18 protein-coding genes are annotated in these 24,265 nt (G+C 67.6%); 13 read left to right on the forward strand and 5 right to left on the reverse strand.

Annotated elements, in window-relative coordinates; genetic code table 11:
• Positions 1-120: 120 nt before the first annotated feature.
• The gene (locus tag B4920_RS03615; protein ID WP_079433253.1) at positions 121-1,071 is read left to right on the forward strand and encodes an MBL fold metallo-hydrolase; all 951 of its coding nucleotides are present in this window, start codon (positions 121-123) and stop codon (positions 1,069-1,071) included.
• 156 nt (positions 1,072-1,227) lie between these two features.
• Here B4920_RS03615 and B4920_RS03620 read toward each other — a convergent pair whose 3' ends face one another.
• Positions 1,228-1,449: a hypothetical protein gene (locus tag B4920_RS03620; RefSeq protein WP_079433254.1), complete on the reverse strand. Its 222-nt coding sequence runs from the start codon at positions 1,447-1,449 to the stop codon at positions 1,228-1,230.
• Positions 1,450-1,462: 13 nt separating this feature from the next.
• Positions 1,463-4,153, reverse strand: a complete 2,691-nt coding sequence (glnE, locus tag B4920_RS03625) for a bifunctional [glutamate--ammonia ligase]-adenylyl-L-tyrosine phosphorylase/[glutamate--ammonia-ligase] adenylyltransferase (protein ID WP_079433255.1) — start codon at positions 4,151-4,153, stop codon at positions 1,463-1,465.
• Between the two features lie 102 nt (positions 4,154-4,255).
• On the opposite strand from glnE, the gene B4920_RS03630 reads away from it, so the two are divergent.
• The 4 genes from B4920_RS03630 to B4920_RS03645 are packed head-to-tail and all read left to right on the forward strand — an operon-like array spanning position 4,256 to position 11,024.
• Positions 4,256-8,134 (forward strand): YhdP family protein, encoded by a 3,879-nt coding sequence (locus tag B4920_RS03630; protein WP_139379409.1) that lies wholly within the window; start codon positions 4,256-4,258, stop codon positions 8,132-8,134.
• An 18-nt stretch (positions 8,135-8,152) separates the two neighbouring features.
• Positions 8,153-8,968 (forward strand): carbon-nitrogen hydrolase family protein, encoded by an 816-nt coding sequence (locus B4920_RS03635; RefSeq protein WP_079433257.1) that lies wholly within the window; start codon positions 8,153-8,155, stop codon positions 8,966-8,968.
• A gap of 29 nt (positions 8,969-8,997) precedes the next feature.
• The gene (gene tldD, locus B4920_RS03640; RefSeq protein WP_079433258.1) at positions 8,998-10,455 is read left to right on the forward strand and encodes a metalloprotease TldD; all 1,458 of its coding nucleotides are present in this window, start codon (positions 8,998-9,000) and stop codon (positions 10,453-10,455) included.
• A gap of 2 nt (positions 10,456-10,457) precedes the next feature.
• Positions 10,458-11,024 carry a hypothetical protein gene (locus tag B4920_RS03645; RefSeq protein WP_161493231.1) on the forward strand — a complete coding sequence of 189 codons (567 nt, stop codon included), beginning with the start codon at positions 10,458-10,460 and terminating at the stop codon, positions 11,022-11,024.
• A 19-nt stretch (positions 11,025-11,043) separates the two neighbouring features.
• Here the strand turns inward: B4920_RS03645 and B4920_RS03650 are convergent, their stop codons facing one another.
• Positions 11,044-12,138: a PA0069 family radical SAM protein gene (locus B4920_RS03650; protein WP_079433260.1), complete on the reverse strand. Its 1,095-nt coding sequence runs from the start codon at positions 12,136-12,138 to the stop codon at positions 11,044-11,046.
• Positions 12,139-12,276: 138 nt separating this feature from the next.
• Here B4920_RS03650 and B4920_RS03655 point away from each other — a divergent pair, with 138 nt between their 5' ends.
• Genes B4920_RS03655 through B4920_RS03665 form a run of 3 tightly spaced genes read left to right on the forward strand, consistent with a single transcriptional unit; the run spans position 12,277 to position 16,414 of the window.
• Positions 12,277-13,818 carry a DUF4118 domain-containing protein gene (locus B4920_RS03655; RefSeq protein WP_079433261.1) on the forward strand — a complete coding sequence of 514 codons (1,542 nt, stop codon included), beginning with the start codon at positions 12,277-12,279 and terminating at the stop codon, positions 13,816-13,818.
• Positions 13,815-14,501 carry a two-component system response regulator KdpE gene (gene kdpE / locus B4920_RS03660; RefSeq protein WP_079433262.1) on the forward strand — a complete coding sequence of 229 codons (687 nt, stop codon included), beginning with the start codon at positions 13,815-13,817 and terminating at the stop codon, positions 14,499-14,501. The genes B4920_RS03655 and kdpE overlap by 4 nt, the downstream gene beginning before the upstream one ends.
• A gap of 38 nt (positions 14,502-14,539) precedes the next feature.
• Positions 14,540-16,414, forward strand: coding sequence for a potassium transporter Kup (locus B4920_RS03665; RefSeq protein WP_079433263.1), 1,875 nt, complete (start codon positions 14,540-14,542; stop codon positions 16,412-16,414).
• A gap of 68 nt (positions 16,415-16,482) precedes the next feature.
• On the opposite strand, the gene B4920_RS03670 is transcribed toward B4920_RS03665, so the two are convergent.
• Complete coding sequence (locus B4920_RS03670) at positions 16,483-17,766, reverse strand: MFS transporter (protein WP_139379410.1); 1,284 nt, start codon at positions 17,764-17,766, stop codon at positions 16,483-16,485.
• A 405-nt stretch (positions 17,767-18,171) separates the two neighbouring features.
• Between B4920_RS03670 and aroG the strand changes: the two genes are divergently transcribed.
• The 4 genes from aroG to B4920_RS03690 all read left to right on the forward strand — a co-directional run bounded on the left by aroG (position 18,172) and on the right by B4920_RS03690 (position 21,503).
• The gene (gene aroG / locus B4920_RS03675) at positions 18,172-19,254 is read left to right on the forward strand and encodes a 3-deoxy-7-phosphoheptulonate synthase AroG (RefSeq protein ID WP_079433265.1); all 1,083 of its coding nucleotides are present in this window, start codon (positions 18,172-18,174) and stop codon (positions 19,252-19,254) included.
• A gap of 281 nt (positions 19,255-19,535) precedes the next feature.
• Positions 19,536-20,078 (forward strand): hypothetical protein, encoded by a 543-nt coding sequence (locus tag B4920_RS03680; RefSeq protein ID WP_079433266.1) that lies wholly within the window; start codon positions 19,536-19,538, stop codon positions 20,076-20,078.
• Between the two features lie 51 nt (positions 20,079-20,129).
• Positions 20,130-20,873 carry a PEP-CTERM sorting domain-containing protein gene (locus B4920_RS03685; RefSeq protein WP_079433267.1) on the forward strand — a complete coding sequence of 248 codons (744 nt, stop codon included), beginning with the start codon at positions 20,130-20,132 and terminating at the stop codon, positions 20,871-20,873.
• A 27-nt stretch (positions 20,874-20,900) separates the two neighbouring features.
• Positions 20,901-21,503 carry a phage tail protein gene (locus tag B4920_RS03690; RefSeq protein ID WP_079433268.1) on the forward strand — a complete coding sequence of 201 codons (603 nt, stop codon included), beginning with the start codon at positions 20,901-20,903 and terminating at the stop codon, positions 21,501-21,503.
• Positions 21,504-21,568: 65 nt separating this feature from the next.
• Here B4920_RS03690 and B4920_RS03695 read toward each other — a convergent pair whose 3' ends face one another.
• The gene (locus tag B4920_RS03695) at positions 21,569-22,546 is read right to left on the reverse strand and encodes a helix-turn-helix domain-containing protein (RefSeq protein ID WP_079433269.1); all 978 of its coding nucleotides are present in this window, start codon (positions 22,544-22,546) and stop codon (positions 21,569-21,571) included.
• A 325-nt stretch (positions 22,547-22,871) separates the two neighbouring features.
• Between B4920_RS03695 and eat the strand changes: the two genes are divergently transcribed.
• Entirely contained in the window at positions 22,872-24,260 is a 1,389-nt protein-coding gene (eat, locus tag B4920_RS03700; protein ID WP_079433270.1) for an ethanolamine permease, read from the forward strand.
• Positions 24,261-24,265: the final 5 nt, after the last annotated feature.

Raw genomic sequence — 24,265 nt, forward strand, 5'->3', positions numbered from 1 at the left:
GCTTTCCGCCGATGGTGCGGGAGGCCGGACGGTCGTCGTCAGATACGGTCTTCGGTGGAAGGCAAATCTAATTTAAGTCCGCTTCGTGGATAAAATCACGTTTTATTTGAAGGAATTTTCATGCATGGCTTGATTGGCTTCGGCAGTGGCATCTACGCGGTGGATTCGGGTTACACGGGGCCGGATGTGGCGGCGATCCACCTCATCGAGGAGGGGGGCCGGGCGGCGCTGGTGGACACCGGCAACAACGAATCCCTGCGTTACGTGCTGGCTGCGCTGGCCGAGACCGGGCTGACGCCGGCGTCCGTCGATTACGTGCTGTTGACCCACATCCACCTGGATCACGCCGGCGGCGCCGGGGCTTTCATGCAGGCCTTTCCCAACGCGAAGCTGGTGGTCCATCCGCGCGGTGCGCGGCACATGATCGAGCCGTCCAAGCTGTTTGCCGGTGTGTCGGCAGTGTATGGGCCGGAGCGCGCCAGGGCGCTTTACGGCGAGCTGGTGCCGGTGCCGGCCGGGCGGATCGTCGAGGCCACCGACGGGCTGGAACTCGACCTGGCTGGACGCACGATCCGCGTCTTCGACACGCCGGGCCATGCCCGCCACCACGTGTGCTACTTCGACACCTGTAGCCGCGCCTTCTTCACCGGCGACACCTTCGGCCTGTCCTACCGGACCCTCGACGTGGCCGGCCGGCCGAGCATTTTCCCGACCACCACGCCGGTGCAGTTCGAACCGGATGCCATGCACGCCTCCGTGGCCCGGATGGAAGCCGAGCAGCCGACCGCCATGTACCTGACCCACTATGCCCAGGTGCAGGACGTGCCGCGCCTGGCCGCCGACCTGCACCGCCTGATCGACGCCCACGTGGCCATCGCCGAGCGCCATGTGGCCGCCGGAGCCAACCGCAAGGCGGCGATCGAGGCGGACATCTGGACGCTGGTCGGCGAGGAGGCGCAGCGCCAGGGCTGGACGGTGCCGGAAGCCGAGTGGCGGCGCATCCTGGCGCTGGACGTGGAGCTCAATGCCCAAGGTCTCGACGTATGGCTGGAGACGCGCGACAGGGCCTGAGCGCTTGAACGGTCGGCCTGCCTGACGACTGGCTGGCCATCAGGTGGCTGGCCCGGAGGCTGGGCGGGGGCCGGGTCGGGATGCCGCTGCTTTGCGGGGGCAGCTGCTTTGTGGGGGCGGCTGCTTTGTGGGGGCGGCTGCTTTGTGGGGGCGAATTCATTCGCCCTCAGTCGGTTGAGCGAAGTCTGAGGGCGAATGAATTCGCCCCCACGGGACGGCGGCCGGCTTCAGGAGTGCGGTCCATCCTTCTTGATCGCCCGCGGCCAGTTTCCGTGCCAGGCGTTTGCTCACGGTGTCCGGTGCATCCAGCGCCCGCGCCAGGTTGCCGACGTTGTGGCGATCGAAGGCGCCGAAGAGGAGGGTTGGCGCCCTCTCCATCGGCGACACCTCCTCAGTCCAGCGTATCGCCGAAGACCCGGTTCCACAGGGCCCGCACGCCTGCGGCCTGTTCTGCCACCAGCGCCCGGTCCACCCGCGAGACCTGGTTGTTGAGGCGCAGGCCGTGCTGCAGGCGGCGGTATTCCCGGTAGCTGTCGGCCACCGCGGTGGCTTCGTCGGCGGGGATCAGGCCCAGCTCGCCGGCCATCTTGAGCAGCGCGATGTTGCCCAGGTTGCCGGTCAGGCTGGCGTGCTCATGAGCGTAGCCGAGGACCAGGTACTGCACGATGAACTCCACGTCGATCAGGCCGCCGCGGCCGTGCTTGAGGTCGAACAGGTCCGACTTGTTGGTGTGCGCATCCGCCATGCGCTGGCGCATCGCCAGCACTTCCTCGCGCAGCTTGGTCAGGTCGCGGGGCTGGCGCAGCACCTCGATGCGGATCTCCTCGAATTTGCGGCCGATCTCCCGGTCGCCGGCGCAGAAGCGGGCCCGCGTCAGGGCCTGGTGTTCCCACACCCAGGCGTTTTCCAGCTGGTACTGGCGGAAGGCTTCGAGGGACACCACCATCAGGCCCGAATCGCCGTTGGGGCGCAGGCGCAGGTCGGTTTCGAAGAGCTGGCCGGCCGGGGTCTGGGCGGACAGCCAGGTGTTGGTACGCTGGCCGAGGCGGGTGTAGACCTCGGCCGCCTCGGAGGCGTCGTCGTCATGGACGAAAACCATGTCCAGGTCGGAGGCATAGCCGAGCTCCTTGCCGCCCAGCTTGCCGTAGGCCAGCACCGCGAACTTCGGGTCGTCCCGGTGGCGGTTCTTGATCTTGCGCCAGCACACGGCGATGGTGAGGTCCACGATGATGTCGGCCAGCGCCGACAGGAAATCGGCGTGGCGTTCGACGGTCAGCTTGCCGGCGATGTCCTTGGTGAGCAGACGGAACACCTGGGCGTGGTGCTGTTCGCGCATCAGGTCCATCTGGCGCTCCATGTCCGGCTCGATCTCGTCGAGCTGGCGGGCCAGGTCGGCGCGGAAGGCCGGCAGGTCGAGTTCTTCCTCGAGGATGCGCGGGTCGAGGGCCTCATCGAGCAGCAGCGGGTGGCGGTTGAGGAACTGGGCGGCCCAGGCCGAGGCACTGACCAGCTCGGCGACCTTGTGCAGGGTTTGCGGATACTGCTGCAGCAGCGCCAGGTAGGAGCCGCGCCGGCTGATCGCGTCGAGCATGTCGAGCAGGCGCTCGAAGGTGGCGTTGGGATCGGCGGTTTCGGCAGCGGCCTCGATGACCCGTGGGATCAGCGGGTCGAAGCGCATCTTGATGGACGGCGGCATCTGCTGGTAGCGGTTGCCGGTGCGCACCGCGGCCAGGCGTCGTGCGGCCGCGGCTGGGTCGGGGTAGCCAAGGCGCTGGAACTCCTCGCTGCTGCGCGTCTCGTCACAGGCGGTGGACCACAGTGTGTCGAGGTCGTGGCCGGCCTCGGTGGGGTCGCCGAAGACGCCGTTGAAGTGGCGGCCGACCACCTCCCGGTGATCGTCCAGCTCCACCAGCAGCGCTTCGTAGGAGGCGAAGCCCATTGCCCGGGCAATGATCGCCTGATCCGCCGGGCTGGCCGGCAGATTGTGGGTCTGGGCGTCGTCCAGGTATTGCAGGCGGTGCTCCAGGCGGCGCAGGAAGTCGTAGGCGGCGGCCAGCTCGCGCTCTGCCTGGCGGGCGATGATGCCACGCTCGGCGAGGCGGTCGAGCACCTTGAGGGTCGGCTTGATCTGCAGCGCACTGTCGCGGCCGCCGCGGATCAGCTGGAAGACCTGGGCCAGGAACTCGATCTCGCGGATGCCGCCGGGGCCCAGCTTGACGTTGTTGGCCATGTCCTTGCGGGCGACCTCGCGGCGGATCTGCGCGTGCAGGTCGCGCATCGCGTTGATGGCGCCGAAGTCCAGGTATTTGCGGAAGATGAAGGGGCGGGCGATGGCCGACAGCTCGGCGCCGCGGATGCCGGTCATCACGCGCGCCTTGATCCACGCGTAGCGTTCCCACTCGCGGCCCTGGGTGATGAAGTAGTTTTCCAGCATGTCGAAGCTGGCCACCAGCGGGCCGGAGTCGCCGTTGGGGCGCAGGCGCATGTCCACGCGGAAGACCTGGCCGTCGCCGGTGAGGTCGTTGAGGGCCTGGATCACGCCGCGGCCGAGCTTGGTGAAGAACTCGAAGTTGTCGATGATCTTCGGCCCGGCGGTGGCGCCGTCTTCGGGATAGACGAAGATCAGGTCGATGTCGGACGACACGTTCAGCTCGCGGCCGCCCAGCTTGCCCATGCCGATGATGATGAACTCCTGCTCGCGCCCGTCGGCCGACACCGGCATGCCGTGGCGCGCCACCAGCTGGTCGCGCAGCACGTCGTGGGCGGTTTCGACGGCGATGTCGGCGAGCAGAGTCATCGTCTCGGTGACTTCGGCCAGGTCGGCCAGGCGGGCGATGTCGCGCACCAGCACGTGGCAGATCACCCACGCCCGCAGCTTGCGCAGCACCGTCTTGAGGTTGTTGTCGTCCACCTTCTCGGTGCGCAGGTAATCCCGCAGCGCGGTGGCGTCGAGGGGCGCGCCGATGCTGGCGGCGAGCTGCCCGGCCAGCCACGGGCGGCTGTCCAGCTGGCGGCGCAGGAAGCGGGAGCAGGCGAGGGCGCTGTCGACGGGGGCGGGCAGAATGATGTTTGGTTCGGACATGGGCGGGGCCGATTGATAGAATGCGGGACTGTTTATGTTCGCCCCGAGTTATGTCTGCCGGACTGATTTTCGTCAAGCCTGCCGCCGGTGATTGTGCCGCGCGTGCCTGAGTTCCTGCGCTGGTCGCTGCTGCATCTGCCCCGCCTGTGCGTGCGCCGGCTGGTGGGCATCGGGCTGATCGTCTATTTCGTCGGCGGGCTGGGTTTTCTCGGCATGCGCCACGTGGTGTTGCCGATGGTGCCGGCCTACCGCGGCGAGGTTGCCCAGTTGCTGTCCCGTTCCCTCGGCCTGCCGGTGGACATCGCCAGCCTGTCCGCCGACTGGCACGGGCTGCACCCGCACCTGCAGCTGGGCGGGCTGGTCATCAAGGACAAGGCCGGCCAGCCGGCCCTCAGCCTCGACCGGGTGGACACCGAGGTGGGCTGGTCGTCGTTGCTGTTCATGCGCCTGCGCCTGTACCGGCTGGAGATCGAGGCGCCCGAGCTGGCCATCCGGCGCCTCGCCGACGGGCGCATCTTCGTGGCCGGGCTGCAGGTCAATGCGGCCGGCGAACCCAGCGACTTTCCGGCCTGGCTGCTCGATCAGCGCGAGATCGTGATCCGCAACGCGCGGGTGGAATGGTCCGATGCGCTGCGCGGGGCCGCGCCGCTGAGCCTCGACAAGCTGTCGTTCCGGCTGGAGAACCGGGGTTCCAGCCATCGTTTCGGCCTGGTGGCCCAACCTCCGGCCGGGCTTGCGGCGACCCTCGACGTGCGTGGCGAACTGCGTGGCCGCGATCCGGCCCGCCTCGACAGCTGGAGCGGCGAGCTTTACGCCGGTCTCGACTACGCCGATCTCGGCGCGTGGCGGCAGTGGGTCGATTACCCCCTCGATGCCGACGGCGCGGGCGGGCTGCGGGTCTGGCTGGATTTTTCGAAGGGCCAGTTCACCGCGCTGACCGCCGATTTCGCGCTGCGCGACGCCCACGCCCGTCTCGGCAAGGACCTCGACGACATTCCGCTGACGCGGGCCGAAGGGCGGCTGCGCTTCCGCAACGACAACGGCGTCATGGAGGCCAGCGCCCGGCGCCTGTCCCTGCAGACCCGCGACGGCCTGAGCGTGGCGCCGACCGACTTCTTCCTGCGCCTGCAGGAGCGCCGCGGCGGCACGCCCAGCAAGGGTGAGTTCGTCGCCAATCAGCTCGATCTGGCCGCGCTGTCGGGCCTGGCTGGTCGGTTGCCCCTCGATGAGGACTTTCGCAAACGGCTGGCCGAGCTGGCGCCGAGCGGCACGGTGGCGCCGCTCAACGTGAAGTGGAGTGGCGCCAGCGACGGTCAGTCCGTTGCCACCTACGCGGTGGATGCTTCGTTCGGCCGCCTGGGTATTGCGCCGGTGGGGCCGTGGCCGGGCTTTGCCGGGCTGTCCGGGCGCATCGAGGGCAATGACCGGGGCGGTCGCTTCACGCTAAACGGCAAGGATGCGGCCGTCGATCTGCCGCAGGTCTTTGCCGAGCCCCGGCTGGTCCTGTCCGAGCTGGCGGCCGAGGGGGCCTGGAGTCATCCCGGCGGGGCGCTGGAGGTGAGTCTGGGCAAGGTCAGCTTCGCCAACAAGGATGCCCGCGGCAGCGCCTCCGGACGCTATCGGGCCACGCCGGACACCCTGGGGGAGATCGATCTGCAGGCGCGCCTGTCGGAGGCCGAGAGCACGGCGGTGTGGCGTTACATGCCGAGCGTGGTGAGCAAGGATGCCCGCGACTGGCTGCAACACGGCCTGACCGGCGGTAAGGCGCTGGACACGCGGCTGGTCCTGAAGGGCAATCTGGCCAGGTTCCCGTTCCGCAACCCGAAGGACGGCATCTTCCGCGTCACCGCGCGGGTTGCCGACGGCAGCCTGGAGTACGCCGCGGGCTGGCCGAAGATCGAGGGCATCACCGGCGAGCTGATCTTCGAGGGCGCCGGCATGACCGTGAAGGCCCAGCGCGGACGCATCTTCGGTGCCGAACTGAAGGATGTGGCGGTGGTGCTGCCGGACTTCGAGACCAATGAGGTGCTGAGCATCCGCGGCAGCGCCAGCGGGCCGACCCAGGATTTCCTGCGCTTTCTCTCCGAAAGTCCGATTGCCGGCAAGATCAACCATTTCACCGACCCCTTCCGTGCCGACGGCAGCGGTAGCCTGGACCTGCACCTGAGCCTGCCGCTGCAGAAGATGGAGAACTCGCGCGTCAAGGGCGAGTACCAGTTCACCCACAACCAGTTGCAGGTCGATCCCGCGATGCCGGTGTTTACCGAGACGAGCGGGAAGCTGTCTTTCACCGAGAGCCAGTTGCAGATCAAGAGCGGCACCGCCCGCGTACTCGGCGATCCGGTCAGTGTCGCGGGTGGCAGCCGGGCCGACGGCAGCGTGCTGATCAATGCCCAGGGCACCCTCAGCGCCCAGGCCCTGCGGCGCGAGCTGGACCTGCCGCTGCTCGATCATTTGTCGGGCTCCGCGGCCTGGAAGGGGGCGATCACCGTGCCGAAGCAGGGCGGCGTGGCTTTCGTGCTGGACACGGGCCTGCAAGGGGTGAGCTCCAGCCTGCCGGATCCGCTCAACAAGTCGGCGGCCGCGGCGCTGCCGTTCCACTTCGAAATGCTCGTCAATCCCGGCGTCAATGGCGCGCCGGGCGGCGATACCCTCAAGCTGGCCGCCGGCCAGGCCTTCCAGGCCCAGTTCCAGCGTCGTCGCGACGGCAACCGCACGGTGGTCGTGCGTGGCGGCATGGCGCTCAACGAGCCGGTGCGCCTCGGCGACAAGGGGGTGCTGGTGTCCGCCAATGCCGACCGGCTGGATGCCGATGCGTGGCGCAAGGCCCTGGCCGGCAAGTCGGCCGGCAAGCCCGCCAACGGCAGCCAGGACAGCAGCGATTTTCCCCTGTCCGGCCTGGCCCTGCGGGCCGGCGAGCTGCGCCTCCTCGGCCAGCGCCTCAACGACGTGAGCCTGCGCGCAGTGATGGAAGAGGGCGGCTGGCAGGCTCGGCTGGCCAGCCGCGAGGCCAGCGGCGACGTGGTCTGGCGAGACCAGGGCCGTGGCCGTCTGCAGGGGCGCTTCAAGCAGCTGGCCATCGGTACGGCCGGTGGCAAGGACGGGGCGGCCGACACCGCGTCCCGCGCCGACGAGGAGCGCCTGTCCGAGCTGCCCGGCCTGGACATCAGCGCCGACAGCTTCGTGCTGCGCGGCCACCCCCTCGGCAAGCTCGAACTGAAGGCCGCCAATCGGGGCGACATCTGGCGCCTGGAGCAGCTCAGCATCGTCAACCCGGACGGCAGCCTGTCCGGCGACGGCAGCTGGCGCCCCGGCAGCCGCGAGGAGACCCGCCTCAATTTCAAGCTCGACGTGGGCAGCGTCGAAAAAATGCTGAGCCGCCTCGGCTACCCGGAGGCGGTCAAGCGCGGCAAGGCCCAGATGGAGGGCGACGTGTCCTGGCGCGGGGCGCCGACGTCCATCCACTTCCCGAGCCTGGGGGGCAAGCTGCAGGTCAATGTGGAAAGTGGGCAGTTTACGCAGCTCGAACCCGGCGTCGGGCGCCTGCTCGGGGTGCTCAGCCTGCAGTCGCTGCCGCGCCGCATCACGCTGGATTTCCGTGACGTGTTTTCCGAAGGATTCGCCTTCGACCGCATTTCCGGTAGCATCCAGATGAATAACGGCGTGCTGCGTACCGATGACCTCGACCTGTTCGGCCCCGCCGCCCGCGTCTATATGAGTGGCGAAGCCGACGCGGTGCGGGAAACGCAGAACCTGCGGGTCAAGGTGCAGCCCACCCTGTCCGAGTCGATCGCGGTCGGCTCCGCCATTGCCACCACCGGCGCGATTCACCCGGCGATCGGGCTGGCCGCCTACCTGGTCCAGAAGGTCCTGCGCGATCCGGTCGAGAAGCTGTTCAGCTTCGAGTACGGGGTGACCGGCAGCTGGTCCGATCCCAAGGTCGACAAGCTGGCGGTCCGGCCGCTTGCCACACCTCCCTAGTCCGTCGAGGAGACGACCATGACGAAACCGCTTTGCCGTATTGCCAGCGTACAGATGGTCTCCGGCCCCGACGTGGACGCCAACCTGGCCGAAGCCGGGCGCCTGATCGCCGAGGCCGCCGCGGCCGGCGCCCAGCTCGTCGCGCTGCCCGAGTATTTCCCGCTGATCACCGCCGACGAAACCGCCAAGGTGCGCATCCGCGAGCAGGATGACGGCAGCGGCCCGATCCAGGCTTTCCTGCGCGAGACCGCCCGCCAGCACAAGGTGTGGCTGATCGGCGGCTCCTGCCCGATGGAAGCCTCGGAGCCCGACAAGGTCAAGAACTCCACCCTCGTTTACGACGACGAGGGCCGGCGCGTGGCCCGCTACGACAAGATCCACCTGTTCGGCTTCCGCAAGGGCGAAGAGTATTACGACGAATCCGCCACCATCGAGGCCGGCAACGAGGTGGTCAGCTTCGAGGCTCCCTGTGGCCGTGTCGGCCTGTCGATCTGCTACGACCTGCGTTTCCCCGAGTTTTTCCGCGCCATGGGTACCGTCGATCTGATCGTCCTGCCGGCGGCCTTCACCTACACTACAGGCAAGGCCCACTGGGAAATGCTGCTGCGCGCCCGCGCGGTGGAAAACCAGTGCTATGTGCTGGCCAGCGCCCAGGGCGGAAAGCACCCCAGCGGGCGGCGTACCTGGGGCGACAGCATGATCATCGACCCGTGGGGCGAGGTGCTCGCCCGCCTGCCGGAAGGCCCCGGCGTGGTGGTGGCCGACCTCGACCCGGCGCGCATCGCCGAAGTCCGCGCCAGCCTGCCGGCCCTGCAACACCGCAAGATCGGCTGACCCGAAGAACACATTTTCCCCGAGAGACCATGAGCCAGAATCCCCCGCCCAACCCCCTCAAGCTTGCCAGCAAGCTGCTGCTGAAACCTTACGACCTGGACTTCGAGGATCTCGATAAGGTCTTCGGCAAGCTGTTCCGCCACAAGCTCGACTACGCCGATCTGTATTTCCAGTACCACCGCTCGGAGGCGTGGAGCCTGGAGGAGGGCATCGTCAAATCGGGCAGCTTCAACATCGAGCAGGGTGTCGGCGTGCGCGCCATCACCGGCGAGAAGACCGCCTTCGCCTACTCCGACGACATCAGCCTGAAGGCCCTCAAGGATGCCGCCGACGCGACCCGGGCGATCGCCGACAGTGGCCGCCGCAAGACCCACAAGATCGAGGCCGTCAAGAAGGCGCCGCTGGCCCTGTACCGCGCCGACAACCCGCATGATTCCCTCGACGACGTGGCCAAGGTCAAGCTGCTGGAGCGCCTCGAGGCGATGGCCCGCGCCGAGGACCCGCGCGTCAAGGAAGTCATGGCCAGCCTGGTCGGCTCCTGGGAAGTGGTGCTGGTGGCACGCAGCGACGGCCACCTGGCCGCCGACGTGCGGCCGCTGGTGCGTGTCTCCGTCACCGTGATCATGGAAGAGAACGGCCGCCGCGAGCAGGGCTCCGGCGGCGGTGGCGGGCGCTACGACTACGGCTACTTCAGCGACGCGGTGCTGACCGGCTTCGCCAAGGCGGCGGTGCACCAGGCGCGGGTCAACCTCGGCGCCAGCCCTGCGCCGGCCGGCTCCATGACCGTCGTGCTCGGCAACGGCTGGCCCGGCATCCTGCTGCACGAAGCCATCGGCCACGGCCTGGAAGGCGATTTCAACCGCAAGGAAAGCTCGGCCTTCAGCGGCCGCATCGGCCAGCAGGTGGCGGCCAAGGGCGTCACCGTGGTCGATGACGGTACCCTGCAGGACCGCCGCGGCTCGCTGACCATCGACGACGAGGGCAACCCGACCCAGCGCACCGTGCTGATCGAGGACGGCATCCTGGTCGGCTACATGCAGGACATGCTCAACGCACGCCTGATGGGTGTTGCGCCCACCGGCAACGGCCGCCGCGAATCCTTCGCCCACCTGCCGCTGCCGCGCATGACCAACACCATCATGCTGGCCGGTCAGCACGAACCGGCGGAGATCATCGCGTCGGTGAAGAACGGCCTCTACGCTGCCAACTTCGGCGGCGGCCAGGTGGACATCACCTCCGGCAAGTTCGTCTTCTCCACCTCCGAGTGCTACCTGATCGAGGACGGCAAGGTCACCCGCCCGGTGAAGGGCGCCACGCTGATCGGCAACGGCCCGGACTGCCTGACCCGTGTGTCGATGATCGGCAACGATCTGGAGCTCGATCCCGGTGTTGGAACCTGCGGCAAGGACGGCCAGAGCGTGCCGGTGGGCGTCGGCCAGCCGACCCTGCGCATCGACGGCCTGACCGTCGGCGGTACCGGCGGTTGATCGTGCTGGCGCGGCGGCTTCGTGCCACAGGGCGTACGGTCCTGCGGGGTATCGTTCTCGCCGCCGCCTGCGGGCTGGCGGCCTGCGCGACACCGTCGTCCTCGCCGCAGGCCGTCCAGCGGCTCGATCCGGCCGAACTGGCCCGTCTGGAGGCCGCCCGTCCGGGAGCGCCCTTGAGCCTCGAGGAGGTCGTGCGCCAGTCCCGCGCCGGTGTGCCGACCGCGAAGCTGCTGGAAACCCTGAGTGCCACCGGTACCCGCCATGCCTTTAGTCCGTCCGAGGCGGTCCGTCTGCGCGAGCAGGGCGTGGCGCCGGAAGTGCTCGACGCACTGGCGGCGGCCCAGGAGCGCTGGGCCCGCGACCAGGCCACCGCCGACAAGGTCCGCCGCGACACCGAACAGGCCGCCGCCCTCGACAAGGCGAAGGCCGAGGCGGAACGCTACCGCCGCCAGTCGCAACCCCAACCCTACTGGGATCCGTTCTGGCCTTATCCCTACGCCTATCCGCCGGGCTACCCGGGTTGGCGCGGCTACGGTGGCATCGGCTGGGGCGGGCGCATCCGGCGCTGAGTCCCGCTGCATTCCCCTTTCAGAAAAGCGCTAACTGCCGGTCGTCGCCGGGCCGTGGTGGTGGGCGGAACGCCGTGGTGTTGAGGTGCCGCCGCGAACGGTTGAGCCCAAGCCTTTCGGCCAGCCGCTGCATGCGTCGGCTGTAGAGCTCGGCGAAGACGCCCTGGCCGCGCATGCGGTGGCCGAAGCGCTTGTCGTACAGCTCGCCGCCGCGCAACTGGCGCAGCAGGCTCATCACGTGCCGGGCCCGGTCCGGGAAATGGCTGTCCAGCCAGTCGGCGAACAGATCCTTCAATTCGTAGGGGAGGCGCAGTAGCGCGTAGCCGGCGGTATCGCTGCCGGCTGCGTGGGCCGCTTCGAGCACCGCTTCCAGCTCGTGGTCGTTGATGGCCGGGATCAGCGGTGCGAACAGCGTGCCGACCGGCACCCCGGCCGCGTGCAGGCGTTCCATCGCCGCCAGGCGCCGGGCCGGCGTCGGTGCGCGGGGCTCCAGCTTGCGGGCCAGGGCCGGGTCGAGGGTGGTGATCGAGAACATCACGTGCACCAGGTCGTCCTGCGCCATGTCGGCGAGCAGATCCACGTCGCGCTCGATCAGCGCCGACTTGGTGACGATGGATACCGGGTGGCGCGTCTCGGCGAGGATCTCCAGCAGCTGGCGGGTCAGGCCGAGGCGGCGCTCCACCGGCTGCCAGCCGTCGGTGTTGATGCCCAGTGCAATCGGCTCGCAGCGGTAGCCGGGGGCGGCCAGCTCGCGGCGCAGCACCGCCGGTGCATCGGGCTTCCAGGCGATCCTGGTTTCAAAGTCCAGCCCCGGCGACAGGCCCAGGTAGGCGTGGCTTGGCCGCGCAAAGCAGTACGCGCACCCGTGCTCGCAGCCCTTGTACGGATTGACCGACTGGTTGAAGGGCACGTCCGGCGAGCTGTTGCGCGTGATCACCGACTTGGCCTGGTCGAGGATCAGCGTCGTCGCCGGGCCCCTGGGTGGGTCCGTGGCGTCGTCTGCAGCGTCAGCGGAGCCTTCCCAGCCGTCGTCGAAACCGTCGCGGCGCCAGGCGGCGAAGCGGTTGTCCGGGTTCAGGCGGCTGCCGCGCCCGCGGAGTGGAGCAGGCTTCATCGGTGTGTTTGTGTATAAAAATACAGTATATCCAAACAGTCCGGTTTTGCCGATCAGCGTGTTTACGCCTTTTTTATGTGGGCGGTGCAACAATTTGCATTGTCTTCCCTTCGGGCGTCCCGACCGGCGCCGTGCCCCATGCCCGTCCCCTTGTCCCGCCTGCTGTTCGAGTCGCAATCGGTGCGCTTCCGCTACCTGCTGGCCGTGCTCGCCTGCGTGCTGGCGCTCGGCGTGGCGCTGCCGCTGCGCGACGTGCTCGATCTGGCCAACGCGGTGATGATCTTCCTGCTGGCCGTCGTGCTGGTGGCCAGCCGCCTCGGGCGCGGGCCGGCGGTGGTGGCGTCCCTCGCCTGTGTGGCGCTGTTCGATTTCTTCTTCGTGCCGCCGCGCTTCTCGCTGGCGATCAGCCATGGCCAGTACCTGGTGACCTTTCTGGTGATGTCGGCGGTGTCGCTGCTGATCGGCCAGCTCACCGCCGGCCAGCGTCGGCAGGCCTACGATGCGGGCCATCGGGAAAGCATCACCCGTGCGCTGTACGACCTCGCCAAGCGTCTGGCCGGCGCGCGCCAGCCGGGTGAGGTAGACCGGGCGCTGCGGGACTTCATCGGCAAACAGCTGGGGGCCGGCGCGTGGCTGCTGTTGCCCGATGCCGACGGCGCCCCGCAGGCGGAAAGCCTGGCGGCCGGCACGCTCGGCACGCTGGACATGCAGATCGGCCGCATGGTGCTCGACAGCGGCCGCGTCATCGAGTCGGGGGCGTCAGAGCGGTCCGGCCGGCGCCGCCATTTCCTGCCGCTGGCCGGGGCCGGCGAGGTGTGCGGCGTGCTGATCGTCTCGCTGGCCGAGGATGCGATCGACGAGCTGCCGCTGCTGGAAGCCCTCACCTCGCTGGCGGCGACGGCGGTGGAGCGCCTGCATTTCGTGGCTGCGGCACAGTCGGCGCAGCTGGAGGCGGAGTCCGAACGGCTGCGCAGTTCCATCCTGTCGGCGCTGTCCCACGACGTGCGCACGCCGCTGACGGCCCTCTACGGCATGGCGGACTCCCTGGCGATGCAGCACGAGGTCTTGCCCGACGAGGCGCACGAACTGGCGGCGGCGATCCGCGACCAGGCCCTGCGCGTCAATGGCATGGTGGACAAGCTGCTCGACATGGCCCGCCTGCAGAGCGGCCGCGTCAGCCTGCGCAGGGAATGGCAGTCCATCGAGGAAGTGGTCGGCTCCAGCCTGCAGTTGCTCGGCCCGGCGATGGCCCGCCATCCGGTGCGCACCAGCGGCCTTGGCGAGCTGCCGCTGGTGCAGTTCGACGCGGTGCTGCTGGAGCGGGTCTTCTGCAACCTGTTCGAGAACGCCGCCAAGTACGCGCCGCCGGATACGCCGGTCCAGGTCAGCGCCCGCGCCGGCGCCGAGCTGCTCGAAGTGCAGGTGAGGAGCGGCGGCGACGGCTTTCCGCCGGACCGCCTGGAGCAGGTCTTCGAGCTGTTCGAGCGTGGCGGCAGCGAGGGGCCGGTGGCCGGCATCGGCGTTGGCCTGGCGATCTGTCGCAGCATCGTCGAGGTCCATGGCGGCACCATTCGCGCCTTCAACCCACCGGAGGGCGGTGGCTGCGTGGCCTTCACGCTGCCCCTCGGCACGCCGCCGGCCATCGATGTCGAGGCGCTGGAATCCGGAGTGTTGCCATGAGCGGCCCGCAGATCCTCGTCGTCGAGGACGAACGCCAGATCCGCCGCGTCGTGCGCTCGGCGCTGGAGTCCGAGGGCTGCCGCGTGCAGGAGGCGGACAGCTGCCGCCAGGCCCTGATCGAGGCGGGCCATTGCCGGCCCGACCTGGTGATCCTCGACCTCGGCTTGCCGGATACCGATGGCGCCCACTTCGTGCAGGACTTCCGCAGCTGGTCGTCGGCGCCGGTGCTGGTGCTGTCGGCCCGTTCCACCGAGCACGACAAGATCGATGTACTCGACGCCGGTGCCGACGACTACCTGACCAAACCCTTCTCCATCGGTGAGCTGCAGGCTCGTGTGCGGGCGCTGCTGCGGCGCGGGCGCGCCAATGCCGACGCCGAAGCGGCGCAGGTCAGCTTCGGCGACGTGGAGGTGGATTTCTCCCGGCGCCTGGTCAGCCGCCAGGGCGAGGCAGTCAAACTGACGCCCATCGAATACCGCCTGCTTGCCGTGCTGCTTGCCCACGCCGGCCAGGTCATGACCCATCGCCAGCTGCTGCGCGAGGTGTGGGGCACGGCCTCCAGCGACAGTAACCATTACCTGCGAATCTATGTCGGGCACCTGCGCCACAAGCTGGAGAGCGATCCGGCGCAGCCCCGTCACTTTCTGACCGAAACGGGAGTGGGTTACCGCTTCCAGCTCTGAAACCCGCAGCCATCGCATCAGTCCTTCCGGAGTCCTGCATGAGCCAATCCGACAGTCATTCCCGTTCCGGCCTGGTCGGCCTCGCCCTCGCCGCGCTGGGCGTGGTCTATGGCGACATCGGCACCAGCCCGCTGTACGCCTTCAAGGAAGCCTTCACCGGCCCCCACGGCATCGACCCCTCCGAGGTCAATGTACTGGCCGCGCTGTCGGCCTTCTTCTGGGCCGGCCTGCTGATCGTCTCGATCAAGTACGTGTGGGTCGTGCTGCGCTTCGACAACGAAGGGGAGGGCGGCGTGCTGGCCCTCACCGCGCTGGCCCAGCGGGTTTCCCACCGGCCGCGCTGGGCGCTGGCTGCGGTGGGCGGCGGCATCTTCGCCGCCGCGCTGTTCTATGGCGACGCGATCATCACCCCGGCGATCTCGGTGCTGTCGGCGGTGGAAGGCCTCAGCGTCGCCACGCCGCAGTTCGAGCACTACGTGGTGCCGATCACCGTCGGCATCCTGGTCGGCCTGTTCATGATCCAGAAGCATGGCACCGGCCGGGTCGGACAGTTCTTCGGGCCGATCACCGTGGTGTGGTTCCTGGCCCTCGGCGCCCTCGGCGTCGGCAGCATCCTGCAGACGCCGGAGGTGCTGCGCGCCATCGATCCGCGCTACGCCCTCCAGTTCGCCATCGAGCGGCCGCACACCGCCTTCATCCTGCTGTCGGCGGTGTTCCTGTCGCTGACCGGCGGCGAGGCCTTGTACGCCGACATGGGCCACTTCGGCGCACGGCCGGTACGCCTCGCCTGGTACGGCCTGGTGTGGCCGTCGCTGGTGCTCAACTACTTCGGCCAGGGTGCGCTGGTGCTGCGCTCCCCGGTGGCCATCGAGAACCCCTTCTACCTGCTCGCGCCGGACTGGTTCCTGCTGCCGCTGGTGGGCCTCGCCACCGTCGCCACGGTGATCGCCTCCCAGGCCACCATCACCGGCGCCTATTCCATGACCCTGCAGGCCGGCCGCCTCGGCTACCTGCCGCGCCTGCGCATCCTGCACACCTCGGACACCGAGAAAGGCCAGATCTACATCCCCAGCGTCAATTGGCTGATGCTGGTGGCGGTCATCGTGCTGGTGCTGCAGTTCCGCTCTTCCGGCGCGCTGGCGGCGGCCTACGGCATCGCCGTGTCGGGCACCATGATCATCACCACGCTGCTCACCGCCTTCATCCTGCTGATGGCCGAAGGCCGGGTCCGTGTCGGCCTGCTCGCCGCGCTGGCCCTGTTCGGTGCGCTGGAGTTGCTGTTCTTCAGCTCCAACCTCACCAAGCTCGGCGAAGGCGGCTGGATGCCGATGGCCCTCGGCGCGGCGATCTTCCTCATGCTCACCACCTGGAAGGAGGGCAGCCGTCTGCTCGCCAACCAGCGCTGCAAGATCGACGTGCCGATGGCCGGCTTCGTGCGCGGCCCGCTGCCCGACGTGCCGCGGGTGTTCGGCACCGCCGTGTATCTCACCTCCGAGCCGAGCCTGGTGCCCAGCGCGCTGTTCCACAACCTCAAGCACTACAAGGTGATGCACGAGCGCATCATCTTCCTGCACGTGGTGAACGAAGGCATTCCGCGGGTGGACGACGACGAGCGCGTCGCCGTCACCCAGCTGGCGCCCGGCCTCTACAACGTGGACGCGCGCTTCGGCTTCCGCGAGGAGCCCGACCTGCCGGCTGCGCTGGCCCTGGCTGCCAGGTACGGCCTCGAACTGGAGGAAATGACCACCACCTACTTCGTCGCCCGCGCCCGCATCGTCGACGGCCCGGGGGGCATGCCACGCTGGCGCTGCGGCCTGTTCGCCTGGATGATGCGCCAGTCGGAAGGGGCCGCCAGCTACTTCAAGCTGCCCGCCAACCAGGTGGTGGAACTGGGCACCCAGGTCATGCTGTAAGGGTGGAAGGCGTGCATTGGATGCTCAGAGGCCGATTGATCTCACTCGTGCCCGAGCCATTTCACGGCCTATGCAGGCTCATCCGCCGCCCTCAGCCCACCATGCCGGCCCCAGAAGTGTCCCAGTTCATGGTCCGGGCATCTCAGGAACGAATCGATGAGCGGATGCAGGCTTAGTAGCGCAGCAATCAGAATGAGTGTTGTCAGAACGGCCAGGGTGCTTGCCAAGCCCAGTTGTGCATGCACTGGAACGATCAGCCCGCACCATAAGGCAATGCTCGCGGTTGCAATGAATTGCCCGGAAGCAGCCAGGCGCGCGCGTACGTCGGCGGGATAGCTCAGCGCAATCCGGAAGCCGACCCGCTGTGTGTAGATCTCCGTGCATGCGCCAATGAGGAAGGCGACGACAAGGGTTGCGAATGACGACAGTGGCACTTGCAGCGCGAAGATCGAGATGGCCGTGAGAGCCATGGAAGAGGTGACCCACTTTGCCCCGGCTGGAAAGCGCGGCGCTAGCATGGCCATGCCGGTGAGCAGTCCGCCGACGAAAGAAGCAGAGGACATCAGTCCAAGCTGCGTACTGTCCCGTCCGTTGTCGAGGACGATCTGTGGCAGCACGACGGCCAGGCATGAAGCCACCACAGCAGAATAGAGAACCTGCGTCAGCGTAAGCAGCCGTGGCCCCGTGCCGCTGCAGCGGAGTTGGAACCCCAGAAGAACATCTTCCATCCACCCGCGAATTCGCCTCGAATGACCTGTCGGTTGAAATGTGCTGGAAAACCCTCTGCCTGCCATTAAATAGAAGACGACTGCGGCGGCAAAAAAGGACAGCTGTAAGAGGTATGCCACCACGAATCCGAAACAGGCCCCGACGCTCCCGGCCAGTATCGGCCCCAGGCTGCGTCCCACGTTGTCCAGGGTGCGTTGAAGTGAGACCACTCGGCGTGCGTCGCAAGCCCCCTTGGCGTCCAGAAAAATGGCCATGCGAATCGGTCCGACGATGGTCATCGTGAACGCATTGGTAAGCGACAGCAGCAGAAGCACGGACCTGCTATAGCCCAGGCCAAGCAGGCCTGTACCCCATAAGAAATAATAGATCCCGCTACTTGCCAGACCATAGCCAAAGACCTTGATTCGGCTATGGCGATCTCCGAGTGGGGACAGCAGGGGGCCGAGAACAAGACTGAACAAGACATAGGACCCGGTCGCCAGGCTCAAATCCGCAATGCCCCCATGCTTGGCTGCCCACCATGCGATGGTCAGGCTGCCCATGTTTCCACCAATCAGACTGCATGCCTGGCTAAGCCCCAGATACACGGTGGGTCGCGGCAGCTTCAAAATTCCATCCGGCATGCAGGTGTCCAGGCTGTTCTGTCAGTGCTGTTACGACGGTTCTCGGATCAGGATCGCATTTTCGGGTGACCCGCAAGGTCGGCCGAAGGCTGCAGGCGAATTGCACCGAGTTTTGATCGATGTCGGCAGGTACTTCGTTGTACATGTTTGGAATATCTTAAATGGGTTCTTGCGCCTGTGTGAATTGTCGTTCCGCTGGGTTGGGCGAGTAAGTCATCTGTGCGCCGGCTGCGCTTTCTGTTATCGCTGAACGGGATTGGAGCCCTCGCATCGGGAGCCACGGGCGTGCTGCTTGCGGACCGCGTTAAAGCGATCGTGTGGGCTCTCTGCAAGGCCGCCATGGCTTCCGGGCGGGTGCATCGGCTAGAATCGTCGGCTCATATCTAGCAGCCGACAGGATTCACCATGCATTCCGCCTCGAAAGCCCATATCGACGACGTCCGGATCAAGGAGATCAAGGAACTCGCCCCGCCCGCCCATGTGCTGCGGGAATTTCCCGCTTCGCCGAAGGCTGCGGAAACGGCCTTCGAGGCACGCAGCGCGATCCACCGCATCCTGTTCGGTGCCGACGACCGCCTGCTGGTGGTCATCGGCCCCTGTTCGATCCACGACACCGCGGCGGCGATGGAATACGCCCACCGCCTGCAGGCCGAGGCCGAGCGCCTCAAGAACGACCTGCTGGTGGTGATGCGCGTCTACTTCGAGAAGCCCCGCACCACCGTCGGCTGGAAGGGCCTCATCAACGATCCGCAGCTCGACGGCAGCTTCCGCATCAACGAAGGCTTGCGCATCGCGCGCAAGCTGCTGTCCGATGTGAACGACCTCGGCCTGCCGGCCGCCACCGAGTTCCTCGACATGATCACGCCGCAGTACGTGGCCGACCTCATCGCCTGGGGCGCCATCGGCGCGCGCACCACCGAGAGCCAGGTGCACCGCGAGCTGGCCTCCGGCCTGTCGTGCCCGGTGGGCTTCAAGAACGGCACCGACGGCAACATCCGCATCGCCGTTGACGCCATCAAGGCAGCCCAGTCGCCCCACCATTTCCTGTCCGTCACCAAGGCCGGCCATTCCGCCATCGTCAGCACCACCGGCAACGAGGACTGCCACCTGATCCTGCGCGGCGGCAAGGGCCCCAACTACGACGCCGCCAGCGTCGACGCCGCCTGCAAGGAACTGGCCGCCTCCGGCGTCACCGGCAAGCTGATGATCGACTTCTCCCACGCCAACAGCAGCAAGCAGCACCAGCGCCAGGTGGACGTGGCCCGTGATGTGGCTGGCCAGATGGCCGCCGGCGAAGACCGCATCATCGGCGTGATGGTCGAATCCCACCTCAAGGAAGGCCGCCAGGACCTCAAGCCCGGCGTCGAACTGGAATACGGCAAGAGCATCACCGATGCCTGCATCGGCTGGGAAGACAGCCTCACCGTCCTCGACGTGCTCGCCGAAGCCGTGCGCCAGCGCCGCGTGCAGCGCGCCGTGCCGGAATAAGCAGTCCGTTTCCCGTACGCTCGACGGCGCCGCAAGGCGCCGTTTTTTTTGCCTGGCATGTCCGTAAGTCGCACTGACTGTCGGGAATCTTTACAGCGCTCGCCGCATTCCTCGTACCGGCGTCGTCGACCGGACAGAAACTGCCTATGAATCAACATTTTGGGCGGGCATGCCCAACTTGGTAGGTTAATTGCTCATTCACCCGCAAACCGTGTTCTATATCGAAGACGGCCGGTACTCCGGCCTTTCCGGCGAGAGGGACTGCAGTGCGCTTCCGGTGGATGTTCATCGCGCTGTACCTGATATCCGTCCTGCCCGGATGCGGTGGCGGCGCGTCACCCGATCAGCGCGATAGCGAGCAAGCCCTGCGCAAAGTGGCCGTCGCCGACATGCCAGCCCTTTCCGATTGCCTCCAGCGCATCAGCAAGCACCTCAATACCACCGGTGGCCAGGAGCAACTGGGCATCTCCTGTGCGGTGGGCACCTATGTCGGCCGCAGCACCGGCGGCTACGACTGTTCCCTCAAGGTGGATGTGGAGCCGGCCGAACTGCGGCTCACCATCCAGGACCGGGAAATCTCCATTCCCCTCGGCACCACCGCCTATAGCGCCGATGGTCGCCCGCTCATGAACGTGGAGGACGCCAGCCTGCCCGGTCAGCCCGGCTTTCAGGCCGTGCGCTACGTAGCGGGCAGCGCCGACGAGGCGCTCACCGAAACCCTGGCCTTGCGGCTGGAGGGGGGCACGCCGCGCCTGCCGAAAATGATTTACCAGAGCGTAAGGAACAACAAAGCCCAGACCACCGTGTGCAACTTTGGCCGCTGACGGTCGCTTGCCGCTGCCGGTTGCCAAGCCGAATCCTGCAGAGGAGGGAATATGCGTACCCATGCTCCATCTCGATGCCTGCCCCGCTTCCTGCGCGGCGCGGCACTTGCCGTGGCGATCGGCATCAGCGTGCCGGCCCTTGCCGCGCTGAGCACCTATCAGAACCAGGCCAACTTCAGTACTGCCATCACCGGCCTCACCGCCACCACGACGAACTTCGACAGCCTCGCGCCCGGCACCAGCTACGCGCCGGGCAGCGGACCGGCCGGTTCCGGCTTCACCGTCGGCCTGACGGCCGGCAGCGTCAGCTCCGGTTTCAACCTGCCGACCGTGGGCAATACCTTCTGGACCACCTCCGGCGCCAATTACCTCGGCCTCGACAACCCGGACACGGCTTTTGAGTCTGGTGACGAGCTGGTCTTCAGCTTCCTGTCGCCGGTGCGGGGCTTTGGCCTCTACGTGGTGGGCGGGCACGACCTGCTGGACATCCAGGCTGGCGCGGTCACCCTCACCGTCGATGGCGCCACCGTGGCCATCTCGTCCACCGACTATCTGACCAGCGGCAATGGCGACTACGCCTTCTTCCTCGGTTTCGCCACCGATGACGGCAGCACCTTCAGCAGCGCCACGCTGACCGTGGGCGACCGGTCGGGCGTCATTCCGGTAACGGTGGATGACGTCACGCTGGCCCGTACCCGCGGCGGCGGAAACACCGTGCCGGAGCCGGGCTCCCTGTTGCTTGTGGCCACCGCGATTGGTGCCGCCTCACTGCGTGCGCGTCGCGCCCGCCGTTGATTCACGATCCACCCCAAGGAGATGATCATGAAGAAATTGACCCACGGCCTCCTCGCCACCGCAGTCGTAGCCAGTTTGGGCGGTTTCGCCACCTGCGCCTCGGCCCAGGCGGAGCCCTTTATCGGTCAGATCATGTGCGCCGGCTTCAACTTCGCACCGAACGGCTGGGCCGAACTCAACGGCCAGCTGTTGCCGATCGCCACCAATACCGCGCTGTTCTCCCTGCTCGGTACCACCTACGGCGGCGACGGCCGCACCACCTTCGGTCTGCCCGACATGCGCGGCCGCGTCCTGATGCACGCTGGCCAGGGGCCTGGCCTCACCAACCGGAACCAGGGGGAGAGCGCCGGCACCGAAACCCAGACCATCGGCATCGCCAACATGCCTGCGCACACCCACCAGGTGGCACCGCTGGGCAGTGGTGCCGACGCCACGGCCGTGTCGCCGGCCGGCGCGATGCCCGCCTCCAAGGCACGCACCACGCTCTACACCGCCAACGGCCCGGCGCTGCCGATGGCCACCACCACCAGCAGCTCGACCGGCGGTGGCAACCCCATCTCCAACATGCAGCCTTATGTTGTAGTGAAGTGTTTCATGGCCACCCAGGGCATCTTCCCGTCCCGGCCATAGGACGCGCTACGGCCCTCCCGCAGTCCGAACGGCGCCTCAAGGCGCCGTTTCTTCATGCACGGCCGTCAGCCCTGGCGGACCGACTCCGACGGCAGCTCGCCGAACATCCGCTTGTAGTCCCGCGCGAACTGGCTCATGTGGGTGAAGCCCCAGTCGTAGGCGACGCTCGATATCGGCCGGCGGCCCTCGCCGTAGCGCAGTTCGCGGCGCACCTCGTTGAGGCGCAGGCTGCGCATGTAGGCCAGCGGCGGCAGGCCGGTGATGTCCTCGACGCAGTTCTGCAGTGCCCGCCGGCTGACGTGCAGGTGGGCGCACAGCTCGGGGATCGCCGGTGGCTGCTCCGGGTGGTCGAGGACGAAGCGGCGCAGCTTGTCCACCAGCTGCTGGTGCTGCAGGCGCGTGCGGCTCGCCGCGGCCGGCTGGCTGTGCTGGCCGGTGAGCATCGCCGCCAGCGCGTCGAAGATGCGCAGCTGCAATTCCTCCGCGGTATAGCCCTGGCTGGCCGCCGGCCCCTCCGCGTCGGCGAGGATGCCGGCCAGCGTCGCGCACAAGGCCTCCTTGTGGCCGGGGGCCAGGTTGCGCACGTCGCCTTGTTGCAGCAGACGGTCCAGATCCTGGTGGGCGGTGTTCTCCAGGTAATCCGCAAAGGCCAGGCGGTCCACCACGATCCCGAACAGGTTGAAGTCCGGCGCGGTGATCAGGTCGAACTCGGCGCCGCCGTCGCGCACGCACACTGCCTGCGACGCCAGCGCCTTGCCGCCCATCGCCATCATGCCGTCCCGCGCCGCCGGAATGCCGAACCACACCGAGCGCGGCCAGGCGGCACAGGTCTGGCGCAGCTGGCGGTTGGCGCTCTCCACGAAGACCTGGGTCTTGGGCAGCCACAGCTCCGTCACGCTCCCTTCGAAGTGGCCCGGCGACAGCTGGTCGTAGCGCTGGTCCCACTGGGACAGGTTGTGGGCCTGCTCGTCCGCATCCCGCGACCGCGTGACGCGGCGCAGGGGACGAACGCGGTCGGATGGGGCGGCGGGGAAGGGGGGCATGGGGGTGTCCTGCGGATGAGTCATGGGGAACGCGTAGCAAGCCGCGTACCGCTGGCACTGTCCTTGCCGGAGGGGCTTGCCGGCGCGGGCCGGGCGACGCTTTCCACCGCGCGCGCAAGGCGTCGGCGGGGGTGTGAAAGTCCCTGCCGGCCCCCCTGTTGGTGCATTGCAGCAGGGGTCGGCACAGGGCTGGTGCGCGTTTTGGGTGGCGTGTTGCAGGCGGATTGCAGTCGTGCCGAATCTTGCTATTGCGGTGCTGAAACTTGCTACGTGCCACCCCGCCCGCTGATCCACGATTCAGCCATCGACCCCTTAGGAGTGAATCATGAGCGCAACAAAGCAGTCCTCGCCCGCGCTGTCGGCAACCCTTGGCACCTGGCAGCTGTGGGGCATCGCCGTCGGGCTGGTCATCTCCGGCGAGTACTTCGGCTGGAGCTTCGGCTGGGCCTCGGCCGGCACCCTCGGCTTCCTGGTCACCACCATCATGGTGGCCATCATGTACGGCACCTTCATCTTCAGCTTCACCGAGCTGACCGCAAGCATCCCCCACGCCGGCGGCCCCTTCGCCTACAGCTACCACGCCTTCGGCCCCACCGGCGGCTACCTGGCCGGCATGGCCACGCTGATCGAGTTCGTGTTTGCACCGCCGGCCATCGCGCTGGCCATCGGCGCCTACCTCAACGTGCAGTTCCCGTCCCTCGACCCGAAGATCGCGGCGACCGGCGCCTATATTGTCTTCATGGGCCTCAACATCGTCGGCGTGACCATCGCCGCCACCTTCGAGCTCTTCGTCACGCTGCTCGCCATCTTCGAGCTGCTGGTCTTCATGGGCGTGGTGGCGCCGGGCTTTTCGATGGACAACTTCGCCAAGGGCGGCTGGAGCGGCGCGGACAGCTTCTCGCTGGCGGCGATCCCCGGCATCTTCGCGGCGATCCCCTTCGCGATCTGGTTCTTCCTCGCCATCGAAGGCGTGGCCATGGCTGCCGAAGAAGCCAAGGACCCCAAGCGCTCCATCCCCATCGCCTACACCGGCGGCATCCTGACCCTGGTGGTGCTGGCGGTCAGCGTGATGGTGTTTGCCGGCGGCGTGGGCGACTGGACCAAGCTGGCCAACATCAACGACCCGCTGCCCCAGGCCATGAAAACCATGGTCGGCGAATCCAGCGGCTGGCTGCACATGCTGGTGTGGCTGGGTCTGTTCGGGCTGGTCGCCTCCTTCCACGGCATCATCCTCGGCTACTCCCGCCAGATCTACGCCCAAGCCCGCTCCGGCTACCTGCCGGGCTGGTTCGGCAAGGTCCATCCGCGCTTCAAGACCCCGCACCGGGCCATCCTCGCCGGCGGCGTGGTCGGCATCGCGGCAATCTTCAGCGACGAATGGCTGTCCTTCGGCGGCCAGAGCCTCACCGCCAACATCGTCACCATGTCGGTCTTCGGCGCCCTGCTGATGTACGCCCTCAGCATGGCCGCACTGTTCAAGCTGCGCGCCACCGAGCCGCGCCTGGCCCGGCCCTACAAAGCCCCGTTCTACCCGCTGTTCCCGGCCATCGCGCTGGCCGGCGCGCTGATCTGCCTGGCCACGGTGGCCTGGTTCAACCCGCTCTTGGCCGGCGTCTTCGTGCTGATCCTGGCCCTCGGCTACGGCTACTTCCAGCTCACCCACAAGCAGCGCGAAGCGGCCCCCATCGCGGCGCTGGCCGCCGAGGCCGAGTAAGGCGC

This window comes from Zoogloea sp. LCSB751 (assembly GCF_002028455.1).
In the GTDB taxonomy this organism is placed as follows: domain Bacteria; phylum Pseudomonadota; class Gammaproteobacteria; order Burkholderiales; family Rhodocyclaceae; genus Zoogloea.

Bases quoted from the DNA above. Each gene is read 5' to 3' on its own strand.
- B4920_RS03670 (WP_139379410.1), bottom strand. From the start codon at position 17,766: ATGCCGGATGGAATTTTGAAGCTGCCGCGACCCACCGTGTATCTGGGG.
- B4920_RS03665 (WP_079433263.1), top strand. From the start codon at position 14,540: ATGAGCCAATCCGACAGTCATTCCCGTTCCGGCCTGGTCGGCCTCGCC.
- B4920_RS03620 (WP_079433254.1), bottom strand. From the start codon at position 1,449: ATGGAGAGGGCGCCAACCCTCCTCTTCGGCGCCTTCGATCGCCACAAC.
- glnE (WP_079433255.1), bottom strand. From the start codon at position 4,153: ATGTCCGAACCAAACATCATTCTGCCCGCCCCCGTCGACAGCGCCCTC.
- B4920_RS03635 (WP_079433257.1), top strand. From the start codon at position 8,153: ATGACGAAACCGCTTTGCCGTATTGCCAGCGTACAGATGGTCTCCGGC.
- B4920_RS03685 (WP_079433267.1), top strand. From the start codon at position 20,130: ATGCGTACCCATGCTCCATCTCGATGCCTGCCCCGCTTCCTGCGCGGC.
- B4920_RS03650 (WP_079433260.1), bottom strand. From the start codon at position 12,138: ATGAAGCCTGCTCCACTCCGCGGGCGCGGCAGCCGCCTGAACCCGGAC.
- tldD (WP_079433258.1), top strand. From the start codon at position 8,998: ATGAGCCAGAATCCCCCGCCCAACCCCCTCAAGCTTGCCAGCAAGCTG.
- B4920_RS03690 (WP_079433268.1), top strand. From the start codon at position 20,901: ATGAAGAAATTGACCCACGGCCTCCTCGCCACCGCAGTCGTAGCCAGT.
- kdpE (WP_079433262.1), top strand. From the start codon at position 13,815: ATGAGCGGCCCGCAGATCCTCGTCGTCGAGGACGAACGCCAGATCCGC.
- eat (WP_079433270.1), top strand. From the start codon at position 22,872: ATGAGCGCAACAAAGCAGTCCTCGCCCGCGCTGTCGGCAACCCTTGGC.
- B4920_RS03655 (WP_079433261.1), top strand. From the start codon at position 12,277: ATGCCCGTCCCCTTGTCCCGCCTGCTGTTCGAGTCGCAATCGGTGCGC.
- B4920_RS03680 (WP_079433266.1), top strand. From the start codon at position 19,536: ATGTTCATCGCGCTGTACCTGATATCCGTCCTGCCCGGATGCGGTGGC.
- aroG (WP_079433265.1), top strand. From the start codon at position 18,172: ATGCATTCCGCCTCGAAAGCCCATATCGACGACGTCCGGATCAAGGAG.
- B4920_RS03695 (WP_079433269.1), bottom strand. From the start codon at position 22,546: ATGCCCCCCTTCCCCGCCGCCCCATCCGACCGCGTTCGTCCCCTGCGC.
- B4920_RS03615 (WP_079433253.1), top strand. From the start codon at position 121: ATGCATGGCTTGATTGGCTTCGGCAGTGGCATCTACGCGGTGGATTCG.